The 17,064-nt window shown below is 70.7% G+C and carries 17 protein-coding genes, 1 other RNA gene and 1 pseudogene; 6 read left to right on the top strand and 13 right to left on the bottom strand.

Annotated elements, in window-relative coordinates; translation table 11 throughout:
- A partial coding sequence (locus ABD108_RS21030; protein WP_343931351.1) for a glutamine synthetase beta-grasp domain-containing protein occupies window positions 1–188 on the bottom strand: 188 nt, incomplete at its 3' end.
- Between the two features lie 106 nt (window positions 189–294).
- Between ABD108_RS21030 and ABD108_RS21025 the strand changes: the two genes are divergently transcribed.
- Entirely contained in the window at window positions 295–879 is a 585-nt protein-coding gene (locus tag ABD108_RS21025; RefSeq protein WP_343931300.1) for an FKBP-type peptidyl-prolyl cis-trans isomerase, read from the top strand.
- A 3-nt stretch (window positions 880–882) separates the two neighbouring features.
- Here ABD108_RS21025 and ABD108_RS21020 read toward each other — a convergent pair whose 3' ends face one another.
- Window positions 883–2,448, bottom strand: a complete 1,566-nt coding sequence (locus ABD108_RS21020; protein WP_220655876.1) for an alpha/beta hydrolase — start codon at window positions 2,446–2,448, stop codon at window positions 883–885.
- 54 nt (window positions 2,449–2,502) lie between these two features.
- Between ABD108_RS21020 and ABD108_RS21015 the strand changes: the two genes are divergently transcribed.
- The 4 genes from ABD108_RS21015 to ABD108_RS21000 all read left to right on the top strand — a co-directional run bounded on the left by ABD108_RS21015 (window position 2,503) and on the right by ABD108_RS21000 (window position 7,647).
- Entirely contained in the window at window positions 2,503–4,251 is a 1,749-nt protein-coding gene (locus ABD108_RS21015) for an NAD+ synthase (RefSeq protein WP_343931299.1), read from the top strand.
- A 67-nt stretch (window positions 4,252–4,318) separates the two neighbouring features.
- Window positions 4,319–5,173, top strand: coding sequence for a 3-methyl-2-oxobutanoate hydroxymethyltransferase (panB, locus tag ABD108_RS21010; protein ID WP_220655878.1), 855 nt, complete (start codon window positions 4,319–4,321; stop codon window positions 5,171–5,173).
- Window positions 5,173–6,171 carry a prolyl aminopeptidase gene (gene pip, locus ABD108_RS21005; RefSeq protein WP_343931298.1) on the top strand — a complete coding sequence of 333 codons (999 nt, stop codon included), beginning with the start codon at window positions 5,173–5,175 and terminating at the stop codon, window positions 6,169–6,171. The genes panB and pip overlap by 1 nt, the downstream gene beginning before the upstream one ends.
- A gap of 3 nt (window positions 6,172–6,174) precedes the next feature.
- Window positions 6,175–7,647, top strand: a complete 1,473-nt coding sequence (locus ABD108_RS21000) for a CYTH and CHAD domain-containing protein (protein ID WP_343931297.1) — start codon at window positions 6,175–6,177, stop codon at window positions 7,645–7,647.
- Window positions 7,648–7,651: 4 nt separating this feature from the next.
- Here the strand turns inward: ABD108_RS21000 and ABD108_RS20995 are convergent, their stop codons facing one another.
- The 5 genes from ABD108_RS20995 to ABD108_RS20975 are packed head-to-tail and all read right to left on the bottom strand — an operon-like array spanning window position 7,652 to window position 12,473.
- On the bottom strand, window positions 7,652–8,386 hold the full coding sequence (locus ABD108_RS20995) for a cutinase family protein (RefSeq protein ID WP_220655881.1): 735 nt from the start codon (window positions 8,384–8,386) through the stop codon (window positions 7,652–7,654).
- A 5-nt stretch (window positions 8,387–8,391) separates the two neighbouring features.
- Window positions 8,392–9,795 carry an RNB domain-containing ribonuclease gene (locus ABD108_RS20990; RefSeq protein WP_305112181.1) on the bottom strand — a complete coding sequence of 468 codons (1,404 nt, stop codon included), beginning with the start codon at window positions 9,793–9,795 and terminating at the stop codon, window positions 8,392–8,394.
- Window positions 9,796–9,806: 11 nt separating this feature from the next.
- A complete protein-coding gene (locus ABD108_RS20985; RefSeq protein WP_255585461.1) occupies window positions 9,807–10,592 on the bottom strand; it encodes an acyl-[acyl-carrier-protein] thioesterase in 786 nt (261 codons plus the stop codon).
- A gap of 52 nt (window positions 10,593–10,644) precedes the next feature.
- Window positions 10,645–11,478 (bottom strand): ABC transporter permease, encoded by an 834-nt coding sequence (locus ABD108_RS20980; protein ID WP_220655882.1) that lies wholly within the window; start codon window positions 11,476–11,478, stop codon window positions 10,645–10,647.
- Window positions 11,475–12,473 (bottom strand): ATP-binding cassette domain-containing protein, encoded by a 999-nt coding sequence (locus tag ABD108_RS20975; RefSeq protein ID WP_220655883.1) that lies wholly within the window; start codon window positions 12,471–12,473, stop codon window positions 11,475–11,477. Before ABD108_RS20975 ends, ABD108_RS20980 begins: the two co-directional genes overlap by 4 nt.
- A gap of 81 nt (window positions 12,474–12,554) precedes the next feature.
- Here ABD108_RS20975 and ABD108_RS20970 point away from each other — a divergent pair, with 81 nt between their 5' ends.
- Complete coding sequence (locus ABD108_RS20970; RefSeq protein ID WP_305112152.1) at window positions 12,555–12,818, top strand: hypothetical protein; 264 nt, start codon at window positions 12,555–12,557, stop codon at window positions 12,816–12,818.
- Here ABD108_RS20970 and ABD108_RS20965 read toward each other — a convergent pair.
- From ABD108_RS20965 to ABD108_RS20940, 6 genes and pseudogenes are all read right to left on the bottom strand, one after another.
- The gene (locus ABD108_RS20965) at window positions 12,815–13,303 is read right to left on the bottom strand and encodes a DUF6194 family protein (protein WP_305112153.1); all 489 of its coding nucleotides are present in this window, start codon (window positions 13,301–13,303) and stop codon (window positions 12,815–12,817) included. The two genes, ABD108_RS20970 and ABD108_RS20965, sit on opposite strands and share 4 nt — an antisense overlap.
- A 7-nt stretch (window positions 13,304–13,310) precedes the next feature.
- Window positions 13,311–14,060 (bottom strand): DUF2127 domain-containing protein, encoded by a 750-nt coding sequence (locus tag ABD108_RS20960; RefSeq protein ID WP_305112154.1) that lies wholly within the window; start codon window positions 14,058–14,060, stop codon window positions 13,311–13,313.
- 39 nt (window positions 14,061–14,099) lie between these two features.
- Window positions 14,100–14,513, bottom strand: an RNA gene (gene rnpB / locus ABD108_RS20955) — RNase P RNA component class A.
- Between the two features lie 25 nt (window positions 14,514–14,538).
- Window positions 14,539–15,186 (bottom strand): annotated as a pseudogene (locus ABD108_RS20950) (histidine phosphatase family protein); the annotation flags it as partial.
- Entirely contained in the window at window positions 15,183–15,923 is a 741-nt protein-coding gene (locus ABD108_RS20945; protein ID WP_305112155.1) for a zinc ribbon domain-containing protein, read from the bottom strand. The pseudogene ABD108_RS20950 and the gene ABD108_RS20945, both read right to left, overlap by 4 nt.
- 29 nt (window positions 15,924–15,952) lie before the next feature.
- Window positions 15,953–17,050, bottom strand: a complete 1,098-nt coding sequence (locus tag ABD108_RS20940; protein ID WP_305112156.1) for a Nif3-like dinuclear metal center hexameric protein — start codon at window positions 17,048–17,050, stop codon at window positions 15,953–15,955.
- Window positions 17,051–17,064: the final 14 nt, after the last annotated feature.

Raw genomic sequence — 17,064 nt, 5'->3', positions numbered from 1 at the left:
GACACCCGGGAGAAGCCCTCGATCGACGAACCGTCGAAGCCGATGCCCTCGCTGAACGCGCCCTCGAGTTCGGCCGGGGCGATGGCCACCGACTTGAGGAAACCGAGCACGTCGGTGAACCACAACCGCACGAAGCGGATGTCCCGTTCCTCGATGGTACGAAGGACGAACTCCTGCTGCCGATCCATAGCTCGACCCTAGGCGAGAAGGTGTTAACGCTGTGTTACATGTACGCCGTTCAGGCCGAGCACTTCGGTTCCGGAACGATTCCGTCCCGAAGCAAGTAGGGTGCGGATGGTGAATGCGCGCTCCGCACGATTCGCTGTAGCAGTGGCGGTCCCGCTCCTGCTGGTCGCCTGCGGCTCCCCCGCCGAGACCACGTCGACCGCGCCTGCGGCGGCGCGGGACCCCCTCGCGACGTGCCCCTCGGAAGCACCGGCGGCGGACGCGAAGCCCACCGTCGTCTTCGAGGGCGACGGCGGCCACGGCCGCGCGAACGTGGTGCCGCCGACGAAGGCCACGGCGCCACGGGTCACGGTGAGCACCCCGTTCCGCGTGGACCGCACCCAGGTGCTGCGCGTGCACGGCGGAAGCGGCCCCGCGCTCTCCGAGAACGCCGTCGTCACCGTCTGTTATCAGGGCGTGAACGGGCGCACCGGCGCGGTCTTCGACGATTCCTTCGCCCGCTCGGCCTCGGCGGAGTTCGCGCTCACCGACGTGGTCCCCGGGTTCCGCAAGGCGATCGCGGGCCAGCAGGTGGGCTCCACGGTCGCCGCGGCGATCACCAGCGCGGACGGCTACCCGCAGGGGCAGCCGGCCGCGCAGATCGATCCCGGCGACACGTTGATCTTCACGATCACGGTGCTCGGCGCGAGCTGACCGCTACTTCTGCGGCGCGCACTTCAGGTCGGCCGGCGGGACGGTGAGATCGCGCAGGTACGCGGTGACGGCGCCGTCGACACACGGATTGCCCTCCAGCGAGACCGTGTGCTGGCTGCCCTCGTAGCTGATGAGCGAGGCGTCCAGCTGCTTGGCCAGGTTCACCCCGTTCTGGTACGGCGTGGCCGGATCGTGCGTGGTGGAGACCACCACCAGCTTCGGCGCGCCGAGGGCCTTCACCTCGTGCGGCTTGAGCGTGGGCGCGGCGGGCCAGAAGGCGCAGGAGTCCTTGGCCGCCCGGCCGGTGCCGCGGCCGTCGTCGAGGAACGGCGCCACCCGCCGCAGGTCGGTATCGAGCTTGCCGAGCTCCGCCGGATCGGTGACGGCCGGACCGTCGACGCAGTTGATCGCGCGGTTGGCGTCCATCATCGGGGAGTACTTCCCGCTCGGGTCACGGCTGAGGTACAGGTCGGCCATCCGCTGCAGCAGGGCACCGTCGCCCCGCTTGAGGTTCGTCAGGCCCGTGCGCAGCGGCTCCCACAGCTGCTGGGCGTACATGCCCTGGATGGTGGCGGTGGTGGCGTCGCTGTAGCTCAGCATTCGCCGGCCCTGGCCGCGCACCGGCGCATCGATCAGCGGGCGGACCAGCTGCTGGTAGGTCGCGGTCGCCTGCGCGGGGTCGGGACCCAGTGGGCAGTCCGGGCGGGTCGCGCAGTCCTTGGCGAAATCGTCGAAGACGGTCTGGAACCCGGCCATCTGCTCCACCGAGGACTTCGCCGACTCCTGCGACGGGTCGACCGCACCGTCGAGCACCAGGGCGCGGACCTTGTCCGGGAAGGTCTCCGCGTAGATCGCGCCGATGAAGGTGCCGTAGCTGTACCCGAGGTAGGTGAGCTTCTCGTCGCCGAGGACGGCCCGCAGCACGTCGAGATCGCGGACGGTGTCGATCGTCCCCACGTTCTGCAGGAACTTCTTGCCCATCTTGTCCTCGCAGGACTTCGCGATGTTCTTGTTGAAGTCCTCCTGCTTGGCGATACCGTCCGGGGTGTTGTCGCTGGTCAGGTTGAGCATGCGGTTGTCGTCACGCTGCTGGTCGCTCAGGCACTTCACGGCGGGCGTCGAGGCGCCCACGCCGCGGGGGTCCCAGCCGACCAGATCGAAATCGCGCGCCAGGTCCAGCTTGCCGAGGTCGCGGGACTTGCTTGCCACCAGCTGCACGCCGGAGCCGCCGGGACCGCCCGGGTTCATCAGCAGCGAGCCCTTGCGCTCCCCCGTGGCCTTGGTGCGCGCCACGGCCAGCTTCACCTCGCCGGCGCCGATGTCGTTGTAGTCGACGGGCACCGTCACCTTGCCGCACTGCATGCTCGGGTCGTAGTCGTCGACACCGTCCGCCTTGGCGATGGCGGTGCACGAGCCCCAGTCGATCTTCTGGTTGTAGAACTTCTCGAGCCCGCGCTCGGCCTTGGGGGCGGAGCTCGCGGGGCTACCCGGAATCGTGCTGGAACAGCCGGACAGGGCGACGACGGTGAGCAGCACGGTCGCGCCCGCTGCGCGCTTGGAGGCCATCATTGTTTCGATCCTGCCACGCGCCGCCGCCGGAACCCGGGACGATAGGGTTGATCCATGACGCCCCTTCGTGTCGCGGCATGCCAGATCAACCCCGTGGTGGGCCATCTGGACGCCAATGTCAGCCGGATCACCGCCGCTGCGCGGGACGCCGCCGAGCGCGGGGCGCAGGTCGCCGTGTTCGGCGAGATGGCCCTCACCGGATACCCCGTGGAAGACCTCCTGCTGCGGCGATCCTTCGCCGTCGATTCCCGCGAGGCGGTGCACGATCTGGCGCGCGCCCTGGACGCCGCAGGTTGCGGCGATCTGATCGTGGTGGTCGGCTTCCTCGACCGCGATCCCGACGCTCCCGAGACCAGCACCAACCCCACCGGCGGCGCCCGCAACGCCGCGGGCGTGCTGCACCGCGGCGAGCTGGTGGCCCGCTACGACAAGCACTTCCTGCCGAACTACGGCGTCTTCGACGAGAAGCGGTGGTTCACCCCCGGCGACAGGCTGGTGGTCCTCGACGTCGACGGCGTGCGGCTCGGCCTCGCGATCTGTGAGGACGTGTGGTGGCCGGACGGTCCCGTCGCGGGCCTCGGCGAGCTCGGCGTGGACGCGGTGCTGTGCCTGAACGCGAGCCCGTTCGAGGTGGGCAAGCCCGCGCAGCGGCGCGAGGTGGTGGCCCAGCGGGTCGCCGAGGGCGGCGCGCCCGTGATCTACGTGAACCTGGTGGGCGGGCAGGACGAGCTCGTCTTCGACGGTGACTCCTTCGTCTGCACCGCCGACGGTGCGCCGGCGGCGGGTCCGCAGTTCGTCGAGCACACGCAGTTCGCCGACGTGCCCTCGCTGGGCCGGGAGCGCGCCGACACCGTCGACGGCTGGCAGGTGGAGACGGTCTCGCTGTCGGCGCGGCCGAATGCGCAGTACCCGCAGCAGGTGACCGGCTGGTCCGAGCTCGACGAGTACTCGCAGATCTGGGCGGCGCTGGTCACCGGCACCCGCGACTACGTGCACAAGGTGGGCGGCCGCACGGTCTCCCTCGGACTGTCCGGCGGGATCGACTCCGCGGTGGTGGCGATCATCGCGGCCGACGCCGTGGGCGCGGACAACGTGTACGCCGTCTCCATGCCGTCCAAGTACAGCTCGGACCACTCCAAGGGCGACGCCGCGGACCTCGCCGAACGCACCGGTATCCACTACCGCACCGAGCCGATCGAGCACATGGTGGCGACCTTCGTCGATCAGCTGCACCTGACCGGCCTCGCCGAGGAGAACATCCAGGCCCGGTGCCGCGGTATGACGCTGATGTCGCTGTCGAATCTGGACGGCCACCTGGTACTCGCCACCGGCAACAAGAGCGAGCTGGCGGTGGGCTACTCCACCATCTACGGCGACGCCGTGGGCGCCTTCGCCCCGATCCGCGACGTGGAGAAGTCGCTGGTGTGGGATCTGGCGCGGTGGCGCAACAAGGTCGCCGTCGAGCGCGGTGAGACCCCGCCGATCCCGGAGTCGTCGATCACCAAGGAGCCCTCTGCCGAGTTGCGGCCGGGCCAGAAGGACAGCGATTCGCTGCCCGACTACGAGATCCTCGACGACATCCTTCGCCGCTACGTCGAACAGGACCAGGGCGTGGCCGAGATCGCCGTGAACGGGAACAACGGCGCCGGGTACGACCCCGAGCTCATCCGCAAGGTCGCCCGGCTGGTGGACCGCGCCGAGTACAAGCGACGCCAGTACCCGCTGGGACCGAAGGTCACGCCGAAGGCCTTCGGCCGGGACCGCAGGATGCCGATCACGAACCGCTGGCACGACCCGGCCTGAGGAGGCCGCACCCACGGACTGCCCGGACCGGAGAGACCGGCTGGGACACGAAAAATGGAGTGATTCAATGAGCGAAACGCCTCTCTACGGAAGCGGTTCCACCCCGGAACCGGTTTCGGAACGACCGCGCAAGAAGGTGCGCATCCATCATCTCGCCGAGCTCAAGGAGCGGGGCGAGAAGTGGGCGATGCTCACCAGCTACGACTACATGACCGCCTCGATCTTCGACGAGGCCGGCGTCACCGCCCTGCTGATCGGCGACAGCGCAGCGAACACCGTGTACGGGTTCGACTCCACGCTGCCGATGGAGCTGGACGTGATGGCGGCGATGGTTGCGGCCGTGCGGCGCGGCACGAAGTACGCGCTCGTGGTGGCGGACATGCCCTTCGGCACCTACGAGGCCTCCCCCGAGCAGGCCTTCGAATCGGCATCGAAGCTGATGAAGGCCGGCGCCGAGGCGGTGAAGCTGGAGGGCGGCGTGCACATGGCACCCACCATCGAATTCCTGCAGCGCCGCGGCATCCCGGTGATGGCGCACATCGGGTTCACACCGCAATCGGTGAACACCCTGGGCGGCAACCGGGTTCAGGGCCGCAGCGACGAGACCGCGGACAAGATCCGCGCCGATGCCAAGGCCGTCGACGCGGCGGGCGCCTTCTCGGTGGTGCTGGAGATGGTGCCCTCGGCGGTGGCCGCCGAGGTCACCGAGGAGATCGCGATCCCCACGATCGGGATCGGCGCGGGCAAGGACTGCGACGGCCAGGTGCTGGTGTGGCAGGACATGTCCGGCCTCAACCGCGGCCGGGTGGCGCGGTTCGTCAAGCGGTACGCGAACATCGGCGACGAGCTGCTGCGCGGCGCCCAGGACTACGTGGCGGAGGTCGCCTCGGGCGAGTTCCCCGGACCGGAGCACGGATTCTGATGCGAGAGTTCTATCCCGAGATCGAGGCCTACAGCACCGAGCTGCTGGACGTGGGCGACGGGCAGTTGCTGTACGTGGAGCAGAGCGGCAACCCCGAGGGCAAGCCGGTGGTGTTCATCCACGGCGGCCCCGGCGGCGGCACCTCCCCCGACTGCCGGCGGTTCTTCGACCCCGCGGCCTACCGCATCGTGGTCTTCGACCAGCGCGGCTGCGGGCAGTCCAAGCCGCACATCGCCGACCCGCCGGCGGGCGACGGTGATTCGCTCGCGGACCGGCTCGCGGTGAACACCACGGCGCACCTGATCGCCGATATCGAGAAGATCCGCGAGCACCTCGGCATCGACCGGTGGCAGGTGTTCGGCGGTTCCTGGGGCTCGACGCTGGGACTGGCGTACGCCCAGGCGCATCCCGAGCGGGTCACCGAATTGGTGCTGCGCGGCATCTTCCTGCTGCGCCGCAGCGAGCTGGACTGGTACTACAACGAGGGCGCCTCGAACGTGTACCCGGACAACTGGGAGGAGTACCTGGCCCCGCTCGACGAGGCCGACCGCTCCCCTGAGGCGGACAAGATCGCGGCGTACCACCGGCTGCTGCACTCCGACGACACCGAGGTGGCTCTGCGGGCCGCGAAGGCGTGGTCGAAGTGGGAACGCAGCACGAGCCACCTGATCAACACCCCGGAGTCCTCGGCCGACGCCGACGATCCGCGGTTCGCGATCCCGTTCGCGCAGATCGAGAATCACTACTTCGTGAACGGCGGCTTCCTGGACGAGGGCCAGTTGCTGCGGGACATCGACCGCATCGCCGGCATTCCGGGCGTGATCGTGCAGGGCCGCTACGACGTGGTGTGCCCGGCGCGCAGCGCCTGGGACCTGCACCGGGCGTGGCCCGCCGCGGACATCACGATCGTGCCCGATGCCGGTCACTCGGCGTTCGAGCCCGGTATCCGTTCGGCGCTCATCGAGGCCACCGACCGATTCGCGAACCTCGGGAGCTGAGCGATGGCCGAGCAGCGTGAGATCGAGACCAAGTACGAGGTCGGCGCGGACACCGCGGTGCCGGACCTGGCCGCGGTACCGGGGGTGGACCACACGTCGACCGACGAGGTCTTCCACCTGTCCGCCGTGTACTACGACACCGAGGCGCTGGACCTGTCCGCGAATCGGATCACGCTGCGCCGCCGCACAGGCGGCAAAGACGACGGGTGGCACCTCAAGCTGCCCGACGGTGCCGACCGCCGCGAGGTGACCGCGCCCCTGGGCGACGACGACGAGGTGCCGGCGGAGCTGCTCGACCGGGTCCGCGCCGTCGTCCGGGGCCGGCCTCTGGCCCCGATCGCCATCGTCAACAACCAGCGGCACACCACGTACTGCCATGCGGCCGACGGTGAGCTGCTCGGCGAGTTCGTCGACGACCACGTCAGCTCGGTATCGCTGCTCCCCGAGGGCGCCGAGAAGACCTGGCGCGAATGGGAGTTCGAGGTTCCCGACACCGCGCTCGGGCGCAAGGCGGCGATCGCCGTCGACCGGGCCCTGCGTGCGGCAGGCGGCGACACCCCGGATTCGGCGTCGAAGCTGGCGCGTGCAATCGACGCCGATCCCCGGCGGGGCACCGTCGAGCTGCCGAAGAAGGCTTCGCACGCCACCGCCGCGCAGCTCCTGGTGGCGGCGCTGGCGGCGTACCGCGATCGACTGGTGCAGCAGGACCCGCGGGTACGGCAGCACGGCGACGATTCCGTGCACCAGATGCGGGTGGCGACCCGGCAACTGCGCAGTGTGCTCACCGAGTACTCGGGGTTCTTCTCCGGACCCGCGCGGGCGGCCCTGAGCTCCGAGCTCAAGTTGCTGGCCTCAGTGCTCGGCGCCGTACGCGACGCGGAGGTGCTCGCCGACCGGTTCGCCGCCTTCGACGCCGAGGGCGAGCTGGGCGGTGCGGGTGCCGCACTCGCGGAACGGCAGCGGGCCGCGGAGGCCCGCGGCTGGGTGCGGGTGGCGAGCGCCCTCGACTCCGATCGCTACTACCTGCTCCTCGACGCCGTGGACGCGCTGATCGAGGATCCACCGCTCAAGGACCGCGCCGAGCAGCCCGCGGTCAAGAGCCTGGCACCCCTGCTGCACAAGCGGATACGGGCGTTCGCCAAGGAGTCCTCCGCTCTCCTGGCGGATCCGGCGGCGACGGACGACGATGTGCACGCCGTGCGCAAACACGCCAAGCGACTGCGGTACGCGGCGGCGGTCGTCGAGCCGGTGGTGCGTGGTGAGCTGCGCGCCCAGGTGAAGGCGCTCGCAGCCGTGCAGACCCGGCTCGGCGAGTTCCAGGACGCGACGATCGCCCGCGACGCGATCGCCGATCTAGCGGCGGAGACCACCGATCCGGCGATCGCCTTCCGGCTGGGCAGGCTCGACGCCGTCGAGGAGCGCCGCGCCGCCCGAGCCCGGGCATCACTGCCCGAGCTGCTCCGGAAGCTGCGCTGACCGGCTAGACGCCGGCGATCGCCGCGACCCGGTTGCCGATATCGGCACCGGAGTAGTTGTTGTGCGAGTTGGACACGGTCTGCATCAGGTCACCGGTCCAGTGGCACACGGGATCCCCGGTGTTGCAGATGCTGATCGTGCGGCCGCCGACGGCGGGCGGCAGCGGCGCGGGATCGGCACCGCTGATCGGAACCGACGCCTGCGCCATGCCCGGCGTGCGGGGCGCGGAGCCGAGGTAGCGCGTGGTGTCGTTCGGGATGCGATCGGGATCGGCGATGAGTCCCGCGGCCACCACCTGCGGGCGCGGCCCCATGCGCTGCAGTGCGCGGTGCACCGCCGAGGCGCCCTGGGAGTAGCCGACCAAGACGATCTTGGTGGACGGACACTGCTTGATCACGATGTCGACATCGCCCTGGGTATTGCCCGCACCGATGTTGATGCTGGCCAGGAAGCCACCGACCTGGTCGAGCCCGCTGGGGACGGGCGCCGCGGGGTAGTAGATCGGGCGCAGCGCCACCGTCTTACCGGCGGCCCGTACCTTCGACGCGAAGGCCTGCGCGGCGGAATTGACCATCGTGCCCATGCCGCCGCCGACGCCGCCCTCACCCGAGCCGGCGGCACCGATGAAGGTGTAGTCGGCGCAGCCCGGTGCGGCGGAGGCCGGACTCGCGACGGCCAGCGGTGCGACCGGGGCGAGAAGAGCGGCGAGGACGGGGACCAAGACGTGACGTCGGCTCATGGCTTTCAAACTAGCGTGCCATCGAAGCCGAAGGCCACCTTTCGAGTAGCAACATCGGCGGATTCCAGGCGCACACGCACCCGCTCCCCCTCCGGCGGCTTGCCGTTGCACAATGCGATCACCGCGGGATCGTCGAGGAGCACCTGATCCTCGCGCATCGCGATCGCGTCGAAGGTCTCTCCGACGCGATCGCCGAGGATCACTGCCTCGGTGAGGTCGATGCAGGCGCGGTCCACCTTGTTGGCGATGCCGTTCGTGCGCTGCATCGTCTCGGCGACGTCGGTGAGCGCGTCCCGGGCCCAGGCGGGGACCTCGGTGCCCGCGACGGCGGCGAGGCAGACCTCGGTGGCGTACCTGTCCGCGAGGCGGCGCAGGGGCGCGGTGACGTGCGCATAGGGCGCGCCGACCCCGGCGTGCGAGGCGTCCTCCGGCAGCGCGGCGAGGCCGGGTCCGAAGGCGGCGTAGCCGGACCCGCGGAGCAGCCGCGCGGCATCGCTCATGACGGCGAGGCCGCGCGGGGTGCTCACATCGACCTGGGCCAGGAATTCGCCGACGGTGGCGCCCTTCGGCCATTGCTGTCCCAGGGCCTTGGCGGTGCGCCGCAGCGCGGCGACCGCATCGTCGGGGGCGGCCGGCAGGGTTCGGAGCAGGCCCACCCCGGCGTCGAGCATGATCTTCGCCGCGCACACGCCGGTGAGCAGGGAGATCTGCGCGTTGTAGCCGTCGAAATCGGTGCGCGGTTCGATCCGCAACTCCCACCCGTCGGCGCCGCGGAAGGCCTCCTGGGCCGGGAGGCGCAGCTCGATGGCGCCGTGCGCGCGGGCCCAGGCCTGGCGCAACCGGCCGACCTCCGGGAGCAGGGCGACGCTGGGGTGCACACGCCCGGCGTCGAAGTCGGCCTGCACCCCCGCGTAGTCGAGTTGCGCGCGCGACCGGACGGTGGCGCGGCGCACCGTCGCCGCGGTCACCTCACCGGAGGCGTCGAGCCGAATCTCCCACAGCACGGCGGGCCGGTCCTGTTCCGGGAGCAGCGATCCGACGCCCTCGGACAGCGACCGCGGGTGCAGCGGCACGGACCCGTCGGGCAGGTACATGGTCTGGCCGCGCCGCCGGGTCTCGGCCTCCAGCGCGCCGCCGGGTGCGACCAGGGCGCCGACGTCGGCGATCGCGTAGTGCACCAGGTAGCCCTCGCCGTCGGCGGCGATGTGCACGGCCTGGTCGAGATCCTTCGAACCCGGCGGATCGATGGTGACGAACTCGATGTCGCGACGGTCGACGCGGGCATCGGCGTGGCGGTCGGCGGCGGCATCGGCCTCCGCCTGCACCTCGTCGGGGAACTGCTCGACCAGTTCGAACTCGGCACGGACGGTGGAGAAATCGACGTCGCTCGACGGGACGGCGCCGCGCATCGGAATGCCGGTCACTCCGCGTCGACCGCCTCGACGCTCATCGCCGCAGCAGTGCGATCGCCGGCCACGAGCCAGGCGTAGAGCACATCGCCGTCGCGGTAGGCGAGCAGGCGCGGGGCGTCCTCGATCTGGAGCGCGGAATTGTGCTCGACCACGCCGCGCAGGGGCAGCCGCTCGCGCAGGTCCGGCTGGGTGGCGAGCACCTCCTCCAGCGCCGTCCAGTACACGGCGTTGTTGACGTGCTGAATGATGTCGAGGTCCGCGGCGCGCAGCAGGAAGGGCACCTCGTAGGCGTCCGGGTGGGGCTTCGGATCGAGCCAGGACTTCCAGCGCAGCACGCCGGGCTCGGCCGCGGCGCCGAAGGTGCCGAGGAAGGTCTCGCTCAGCGCCGACGGGGTGAGCGTGTCGATGTTGAAGTTGATCCAGAAGGCCTCGGTCTCGATCCGCGTTCCCTTGACCCCGTCGATGCCGATCCGCACGTTGCACCAGCGCGAACCCATCTTCGAGCCCCAGCGTTCCACGGTGAGCACATCGGGCTGCTCGCCGCCCTCCAGGATCTCGATCACCGTGCGGCGCACCACCCAGTAGGGGTGGATCTCCTCGTAGTCCACGTGCCGCAGGTGATCCTGGCCGGTGTCCTGCAGGTACCGGGCGACGCCGTCGAACTTCAGGCGGCGGTCCTGGCTCACCGCGTCGCCCCGCACGGAGCGCTGGGCGGTGTAGATGGCGCCGCTTTCCAGCAGTTCGCTGCGGCGGGCCGGGTCGGTGATGCGCGGGGGCAGGGGTTCTCCGATCACGTCCGGAGTCTTGCACACCCGGGGCCGGGAATCCGCGCGGCCACCGGATCCCTCAGTCGACGGTGCGCTTGTTGAACGCCCGCACGGCGAGCGGGGCGAGGATCGCGGTCAACAGCACGGCCCAGCCGATCGTCGCCAGCACCGGATGCTGCAGCGACCAGGGCGCGTCCTCCCGGAGCGGTAGCCCGTTGCCCCACAGCTCCCGCATCGCCTGCACCAGTGACGAGACGGGATTCCACTCCGCGACCGCCCGCAGCCAGGGGGCCATTCCGGCGGTAGGCACGAAGGCGTTCGACAGGAAAGTCACGGGAAACATTGTTGCGAACATGAATCCGTTCACCGCTTCGACCGACTGCATGAGGCAGCCGACCAGGATGCCGAACCAGATCATCGCGAACCCGAACAGGAGCAGGACGGCGAAGCCGAGCACCGCGTCGATCGGATTGGTGCGGATGCGCCACCCGATCACGAGGCCCGTGAGGCACATGACCACGATGCCGATCGACGAGTGCAGGAGGCTGGCGATACTGCGTCCGATCAGCACGGAGGCGCGGCTGATCGGCAACGAACGGAACCGGTCGATGATGCCCTTGTCGAGGTCGGTGGTGAGGCCGCTGGCCACCACGAAGCAGGTGAACACCATCGTCTGCCCCAGGATGCCGGGCAACAGGTACTCGCGGTAGGAGACGCCCTCGGTGGGGATGGCGGCGCCGAAGACGAAGGCGAACAGCACCGTGAACATGATCGGCTGGATGGTGACGTCCGAGAGCATCTCGGGCATCCGCTTGGTATGGATGAGGCTGCGCCGGACCATGATCCACGACTGGGTCCACAGGCTGGTCTGGTGCGTCTCCACCGCTGCGGCGGTGCTCGTGGGGGTGCTCATGCGGAGGCCTCCTCGGCATCGTCGGATTCGGCGGGCGCCGAGGGCTCGGTGCGCTGGCCCGTGAGGGACAGGAAGACGTCGTCGAGGCTGGGGCGGGCGAGACCGAGATCGTCGACCTCGATCCCGCTGTCCGCGAACAGCGCGACCACGCGGTTCAGGTCGGACAGTCCGTCGGCCGGGGTGCTGATGCGCCGTGCGCCCTCGTCGACGAAGACCTCGCCGCCGAGCCCTGCCAGGAGGTCGCGGGAGCGCGGGATATCGGCCGAGTCCGAGACGGTGAGCACCAGACTGGCGGCACCCGCCCGCTCCTTGAGCTGCAGCGGCGTGCCCTGCGCGATCACCTTGCCCTTGTCGATCACCACGATGTCGTCCGCCAGCTGATCGGCCTCCTCCAGGTACTGCGTGGTGAGCAGCAGCGTGGTCCCCTGCGCCACGAGCGACCGCAACACGTCCCACAGCTCGGAACGCGACCGCGGATCGAGGCCGGTGGTGGGCTCGTCCAGGAAGAGCACCGGCGGCGCGGTGAGCAGGCTGACCGCCAGATCGAGCCGGCGCCGCATGCCACCGGAGTACGCCTTGACCTGTTTGTCCCCGGCCGCGGTGAGCGAGAACTGTTCGAGCAGATCGTCACTGCGGCGCTTGAGGACCGCCTTGGGGATGCCGTACAACCCGCCGATCATCCTGAGGTTCTCCCGACCGGTGAGGATCTCGTCGACCGTGGCGGCCTGCCCCGTCAGCCCCATACTGCGGCGGACCTGCGCCGGATCGTCGACCACATCGAATCCCGCGATCCGCGCGGTCCCCGAGGTGGGCGGCGAGAGCGTGGTCATCATCCGGACCGTGGTGGTCTTCCCCGCACCGTTGGGCCCCAGCATGCCGAGCACCTTGCCCGCCGGAACCCGGAAGCTCACTCCGTCCACCGCGGTGAAGTCGTCGAAACGTTTGACGAGGTCGATCGCCTCGATGGCCCAGTCGCCGGGGGCTGTATCGGTCATGGGGTCGACGGTAGTGCGCCCCACTGACGAGTTCTAGGAGTTTTCGGCACGAACCGGACCGCAAGGGACCACGATGAAGCCATGCCGATGCTGCGAACCGGATCCGTGGTGACCGTCTACGTCGGCATCGCCGACGAGGCCCGGGTCGCCGAGTTGCTCGCCCGCGACGGGCACACCTGGTTGCGGTCGACGGGCGTGTACGTGGCGCCCTCCGGCACGGTCGATGCAGCGGTCTTCCGGGTGAGCGTGCACGGCCTCGGGAGCGGGCGGCTGGTCAAGAAGCTGCGGGCCGCGCAGCAATCGATCTGGCTCACCTTCGACGTGACCGGCGAGGTCGGCTTCTAACTGCGGCGGGCGCGCCCCGCCTCGCGCTCGTGCGCCGCCCGCAGCAGCGCGGCCACGTCCTGCGCGGCGGCCGGATTCACCACCGACACCCAGCCCTGCGCCGCGTAGAGCGGATGCGGGATGAGGGCGCCGTCGGCGGCGTAGTCCCACTCCCCGGCGCGCGCCGCGTGCTCGGCCGGCGGGTATCCGATCAGCTCGGCGAAGGCCTCGCGCCCCACGTTGGCGTTCACCCGGAAGGCGCCCGGCCGGCCGAGGTCGGAGGACTCATCGCCGGGGTAATCCTTGGTGACGATGGTCGCGAAGGGCATCACGGCGGGCCGCTCCCCCGGGGTGAAATAGGCGAAGGTGTCGCCCCAGGCCACCTCGGGCACCGGGGTCACCCCGTCGGCGGCCAGCGCGCCTGGGGCGATGGTGTCCGCGGTGGTGTCCGGCAGCGCCGCCAGGGCGGCGATCACGTCCTCGCGGACGCGGTTCCGGTCGGTCATGGCTCTCCTACTGTCCGGCGCGCCGCACCGCGAGCACGCTCTCCGATTCCCGTTCGGCGTAGTAGGCCTCGGCACCGCCGTTGAGCCCGAACAGCCGCTTGCTCCACAGTAGCCAGGCGACGGCGGCGATGTTGATCAGTAGTGCGCCCGCCCGGAGCACCGTGACCTTCTCACTGATCTCGTAGATCTCCAGCGGGAGGAAGGCCGAGGTGGCGATCACCGCGAAGTACTCGCCCCAGCGCGCGCCGCGCCACAGCCCGACCGCCTCGATCATCTCGACGAGGGCGTAGGCGAAGAGCGCCACCGCGATCCACGCCAGCGTGGTGCCGGACAGGTCGAGCGCCTCGTCGAGCGCGCGGATGATGCGCGAGTCGTCGGGGTTCCAACCCAGCTGTTCGCCCAGCGTCCGGAGCACCGGCAGTTCGGAGTCGAAGATCTGGCGCAGGTGCGTGCGCGAGCCGCGCACCTGCCACACGGCGACGCCGGCGGCCACGAACACCAGTCCGCGCAGCAGTCGCTCGATCGCGAGGAAGCGCATGATCAATTCGTCCCGCAGGGCGCGCCCGCGCGGCACCGTCGGCGCGTGGGCGGCGGGTCCCGATCCCTGCGGCTCGCCCACCACGTAGTCGTCGCAGCGCAGGCACCGCCACGCCGAACCCTCCGCCGTCTCCGCGTGGATGCGCGCGCTGAGATCGGCCTCGTCAGGCGCGTAGGTGACGTGACCGCGCACGCCGCACCACAGCACGGAGAGATCCATCCGGCCAGGCTAGCGCCGATCCGGCGGATCCGCGTGGGGCGGACGAGCTGACGTGTAAGCCGGATCCTGTCCCGGTCCACGTCGCCGTGGGCCGGGGGCGGCCATCCATCTGGACACACCGTCGCCGGGTGCCTCAAGCGGTCTACCCGCACGCTCGGGCGAGCAGCCCTCGAACACGCGCGCAGCGGAACCCGAGGGTTCCGCCTTCGACCTTGCTCCGGGTGGGGTTTACCGAGCCGCGACGGTCACCCGCCGCGCTGGTGCGCTCTTACCGCACCGTTTCACCCTTACCCGGGCCGAAGCCCGGGCGGTCTCTTCTCTGTGGCACTGTCCCGCGGGTCACCCCGGGTTGCCGTTAGCAACCACCCTGCCCTGTGGAGTCCGGACTTTCCTCGACTCGGGCCTGCTGGTGGTTCCAGCCGTCCCCGACGCCGCGGCCGCCCGGTCAGCTCGTCCGCGTCGTACAGGGTACCCCGCGCTAGACCTGGGGTGTGCGGTTGACCAGCCGCACCGAAGCGCCGCCGTCGGGATAGAAATCGGCGATCGAGATCGACGCCAGGTCCAGGTGCAGCCGGTAGAGGAGCTGTGGGCCCGCGTCCAGCGCGATCCGCAGCAGGGTCTTGATCGGCGTCACGTGCGAGACCACCAGGACGGTGCCGCCGGGATGCTCGGCCAGGATGTCGCGCAATGCGGACTCCACGCGGCTGTGCACCTGGTCGAAGCTCTCGCCGCCGGGAGCGGCCACCGAGGTGTCCCCCAGCCAGCGGCCGTGCAGCCCGGGATCGCGCTCGCGCGCCTGCGCGAAGGTCAGGCCCTCCCACTCGCCGAAGTCGGTCTCGATGAACCGGTCCTCGATCCGGATCCGGACATCGCGGCCGATGTTCACCTCGGCGGCGGTCTCGCGCGCCCGGTCCAGCGGCGAACACACGATGGCATCGATCTCGCTCGACGCCAGCAGGCCCGCCGCGCCCGCTGCCTGCGCACGGCCCACCTCGGTGAGCCGCGGATTACCCCGGCCCGAGTACAGGCGACCCACCGAGGCCCGGGTCTGCCCGTGCCGCAACAGGATCAACCGAGTCGGTTCGGCCACCGAAGTGGTCCACCCGCCGCGCTGAGGCGCCGTCACGACAGTCCGGACTCGTTCGTCCGCACCAGGATCGCGCCGCACTCGTCGCAGTGCACCACCACGTCGGCGGTGGTGCGCGCGACCGTATCGATGAAGCCGCGGTCGAGCTCGATGCGGCACGCGCCGCACCGTCGGGCCTGCAGCAGCCCCGCGCCCACGCCGGACGCCGCCCGGCACCGCTCGTACTCGGCGTACAGGTCCTCGGGCAACGTGACCACGAGTTCCTCGCGGGAGGCGGCGGTGCGCGCGCGGGCCACCTCGATGTCCTTGAGCGACTCCTCGCGGCGACGGTTCACACCGGCGATCTTCTCGGTGGTGGCGTTCACGGTGGCCTCGGCGCGCTGCTGGTCGAGTTCGACGGCCTCGCGGCGCTCCATGAGTTCGAGCTGCTCGTCCTCCAGCACCGACTGCCGGCGCTCGAGCCCCTTGAGCTCGTGCTCGAGCTCGGTGAGCTGCTTCGCGCCGATCGTGCCGGAGGCCATCAGCTCGCGATCCTTCTCCTCGCGCAGCCGGGTCTGGTTGACCTCGGTCTCCAGCTTGGCGATATCGCGGTCGAGGTCTTCCACCAGGATCGACACCCGCACGGACTCATCGCGTTCGGTGGTCGCCTGCTTCTCGAGCTCGGCGATCTCGGCGTCCTCCGGCAGATGCGTCACGCGGTGCGTGAGCCGCGAGATCTCCGCATCCACCTCGGCGAGGTCCAGCAGGGAGCGTTGGGCGCCCGGATCAGCGTTCATCTGCGCCACTCTACGCACCCGGGCCCGGGTCAGGCGCGAACCGTGAACGGATCGGTGGGCCGGTCGTACACGCGGGCGTCGAGGACGGAGCCGAGCAGCTCGGCGACCGCTGCGCACCAGGGGAACTCGGTGCCCCAGTGGCCGGCGTCGAGGACGGCGGGTCCGCCCGCACGCAGATGCTCGTCCACCGGGTGGTGCCGCAGGTCGCCCGTCACATAGGCGTCCACGCCGAGCCGGGAGACGGTGCCCAGCAGTGAGTCTCCGGCGCCGCCGCACACGGCGACGGTGCGGACCGGCGCGTCGGGATCGCCCGCGGCGCGCACCGCCACGCCCAGACCCCGCGCCGCGCGCTCGGTGAACTCCCGCAGTGGCACGGCCTCCGGGAGGCTGCCGACGCGGCCGAGGCCCCACTCCCGCTCGCCACCGACCAGTTCCAGCACGTCGAAGGCGGGCTCCTCGTACGGGTGCGCCCGCCGCAGCGCCCGCTCGATCTCCGCCCGGGCGGAGCGATCGGCCACCAGCTCCACCCGGGTCTCGCGGACCGTCGTGGGCTCGCCCACCGCGCCGACCGCGGGGTTCGCGGCGGTGCCCGGGAGGAACTGCCCGGTGCCGTCGACGCGCCAGGCGCACTCGGAGTACTCGCCCACCCGGCCCGCGCCGGCCGCGAACATCGCCGCCAGCACCTCGTCGGCCTGCTCGGACGGCACCATGACACCCCACCGATCCAGCGGCCGGGCCTGGTCCAAGTACTCGACGGGCCCGGTCACGGTGAGGCCGAGCGCGGCGGCGAGGGCGTCGTTGACGCCGCCGTGCGCGCGATCGGCATTGGTGTGCGCGGTGAACAGGGCGCAGCCGCCCGTGATCAGCCGGTGGACGAGCGCGCCCTTCGGGGTGCTCGCGGCCACGGTGTCGACGCCACGGAGCAGCAGCGGGTGATGCGCGACGATGAGCTGCACGCCCTGATCCAGGGCGGCATCGACCACGTCGGCGGTCACGTCCACGCACGCCAGCACCCGGGTGACCTCGGCGGCGGGATCGCCGCACACCAGCCCCACGCTGTCCCAGCCCTCCGCGAGTCGCGGCGGATAGGCCTCATCCAGGATCCGGATCACGTCTGCGAGCAGCATGGTCTCAGCGTAGG

This window comes from Tsukamurella strandjordii, assembly GCF_039525985.1.
Classification (GTDB): domain Bacteria; phylum Actinomycetota; class Actinomycetes; order Mycobacteriales; family Mycobacteriaceae; genus Tsukamurella; species Tsukamurella strandjordii.
The sequence above is the reverse complement of the archived record's forward strand: the minus strand, read 5'-3'. Positions and strand labels throughout refer to the sequence as shown.

Excerpts from the sequence above, each read along its gene's own strand:
- ABD108_RS21025 (WP_343931300.1), top strand. The coding sequence starts at position 295 with ATGGTGAATGCGCGCTCCGCACGATTCGCTGTAGCAGTGGCGGTCCCG.
- ABD108_RS21020 (WP_220655876.1), bottom strand. The coding sequence starts at position 2,448 with ATGATGGCCTCCAAGCGCGCAGCGGGCGCGACCGTGCTGCTCACCGTC.
- ABD108_RS21015 (WP_343931299.1), top strand. The coding sequence starts at position 2,503 with ATGACGCCCCTTCGTGTCGCGGCATGCCAGATCAACCCCGTGGTGGGC.
- panB (WP_220655878.1), top strand. The coding sequence starts at position 4,319 with ATGAGCGAAACGCCTCTCTACGGAAGCGGTTCCACCCCGGAACCGGTT.
- pip (WP_343931298.1), top strand. The coding sequence starts at position 5,173 with ATGCGAGAGTTCTATCCCGAGATCGAGGCCTACAGCACCGAGCTGCTG.
- ABD108_RS21000 (WP_343931297.1), top strand. The coding sequence starts at position 6,175 with ATGGCCGAGCAGCGTGAGATCGAGACCAAGTACGAGGTCGGCGCGGAC.
- ABD108_RS20995 (WP_220655881.1), bottom strand. The coding sequence starts at position 8,386 with ATGAGCCGACGTCACGTCTTGGTCCCCGTCCTCGCCGCTCTTCTCGCC.
- ABD108_RS20990 (WP_305112181.1), bottom strand. The coding sequence starts at position 9,795 with ATGCGCGGCGCCGTCCCGTCGAGCGACGTCGATTTCTCCACCGTCCGT.
- ABD108_RS20980 (WP_220655882.1), bottom strand. The coding sequence starts at position 11,478 with ATGAGCACCCCCACGAGCACCGCCGCAGCGGTGGAGACGCACCAGACC.
- ABD108_RS20975 (WP_220655883.1), bottom strand. The coding sequence starts at position 12,473 with ATGACCGATACAGCCCCCGGCGACTGGGCCATCGAGGCGATCGACCTC.
- ABD108_RS20970 (WP_305112152.1), top strand. The coding sequence starts at position 12,555 with ATGCCGATGCTGCGAACCGGATCCGTGGTGACCGTCTACGTCGGCATC.
- ABD108_RS20965 (WP_305112153.1), bottom strand. The coding sequence starts at position 13,303 with ATGACCGACCGGAACCGCGTCCGCGAGGACGTGATCGCCGCCCTGGCG.
- ABD108_RS20960 (WP_305112154.1), bottom strand. The coding sequence starts at position 14,060 with ATGGATCTCTCCGTGCTGTGGTGCGGCGTGCGCGGTCACGTCACCTAC.
- ABD108_RS20945 (WP_305112155.1), bottom strand. The coding sequence starts at position 15,923 with ATGAACGCTGATCCGGGCGCCCAACGCTCCCTGCTGGACCTCGCCGAG.
- ABD108_RS20940 (WP_305112156.1), bottom strand. The coding sequence starts at position 17,050 with ATGCTGCTCGCAGACGTGATCCGGATCCTGGATGAGGCCTATCCGCCG.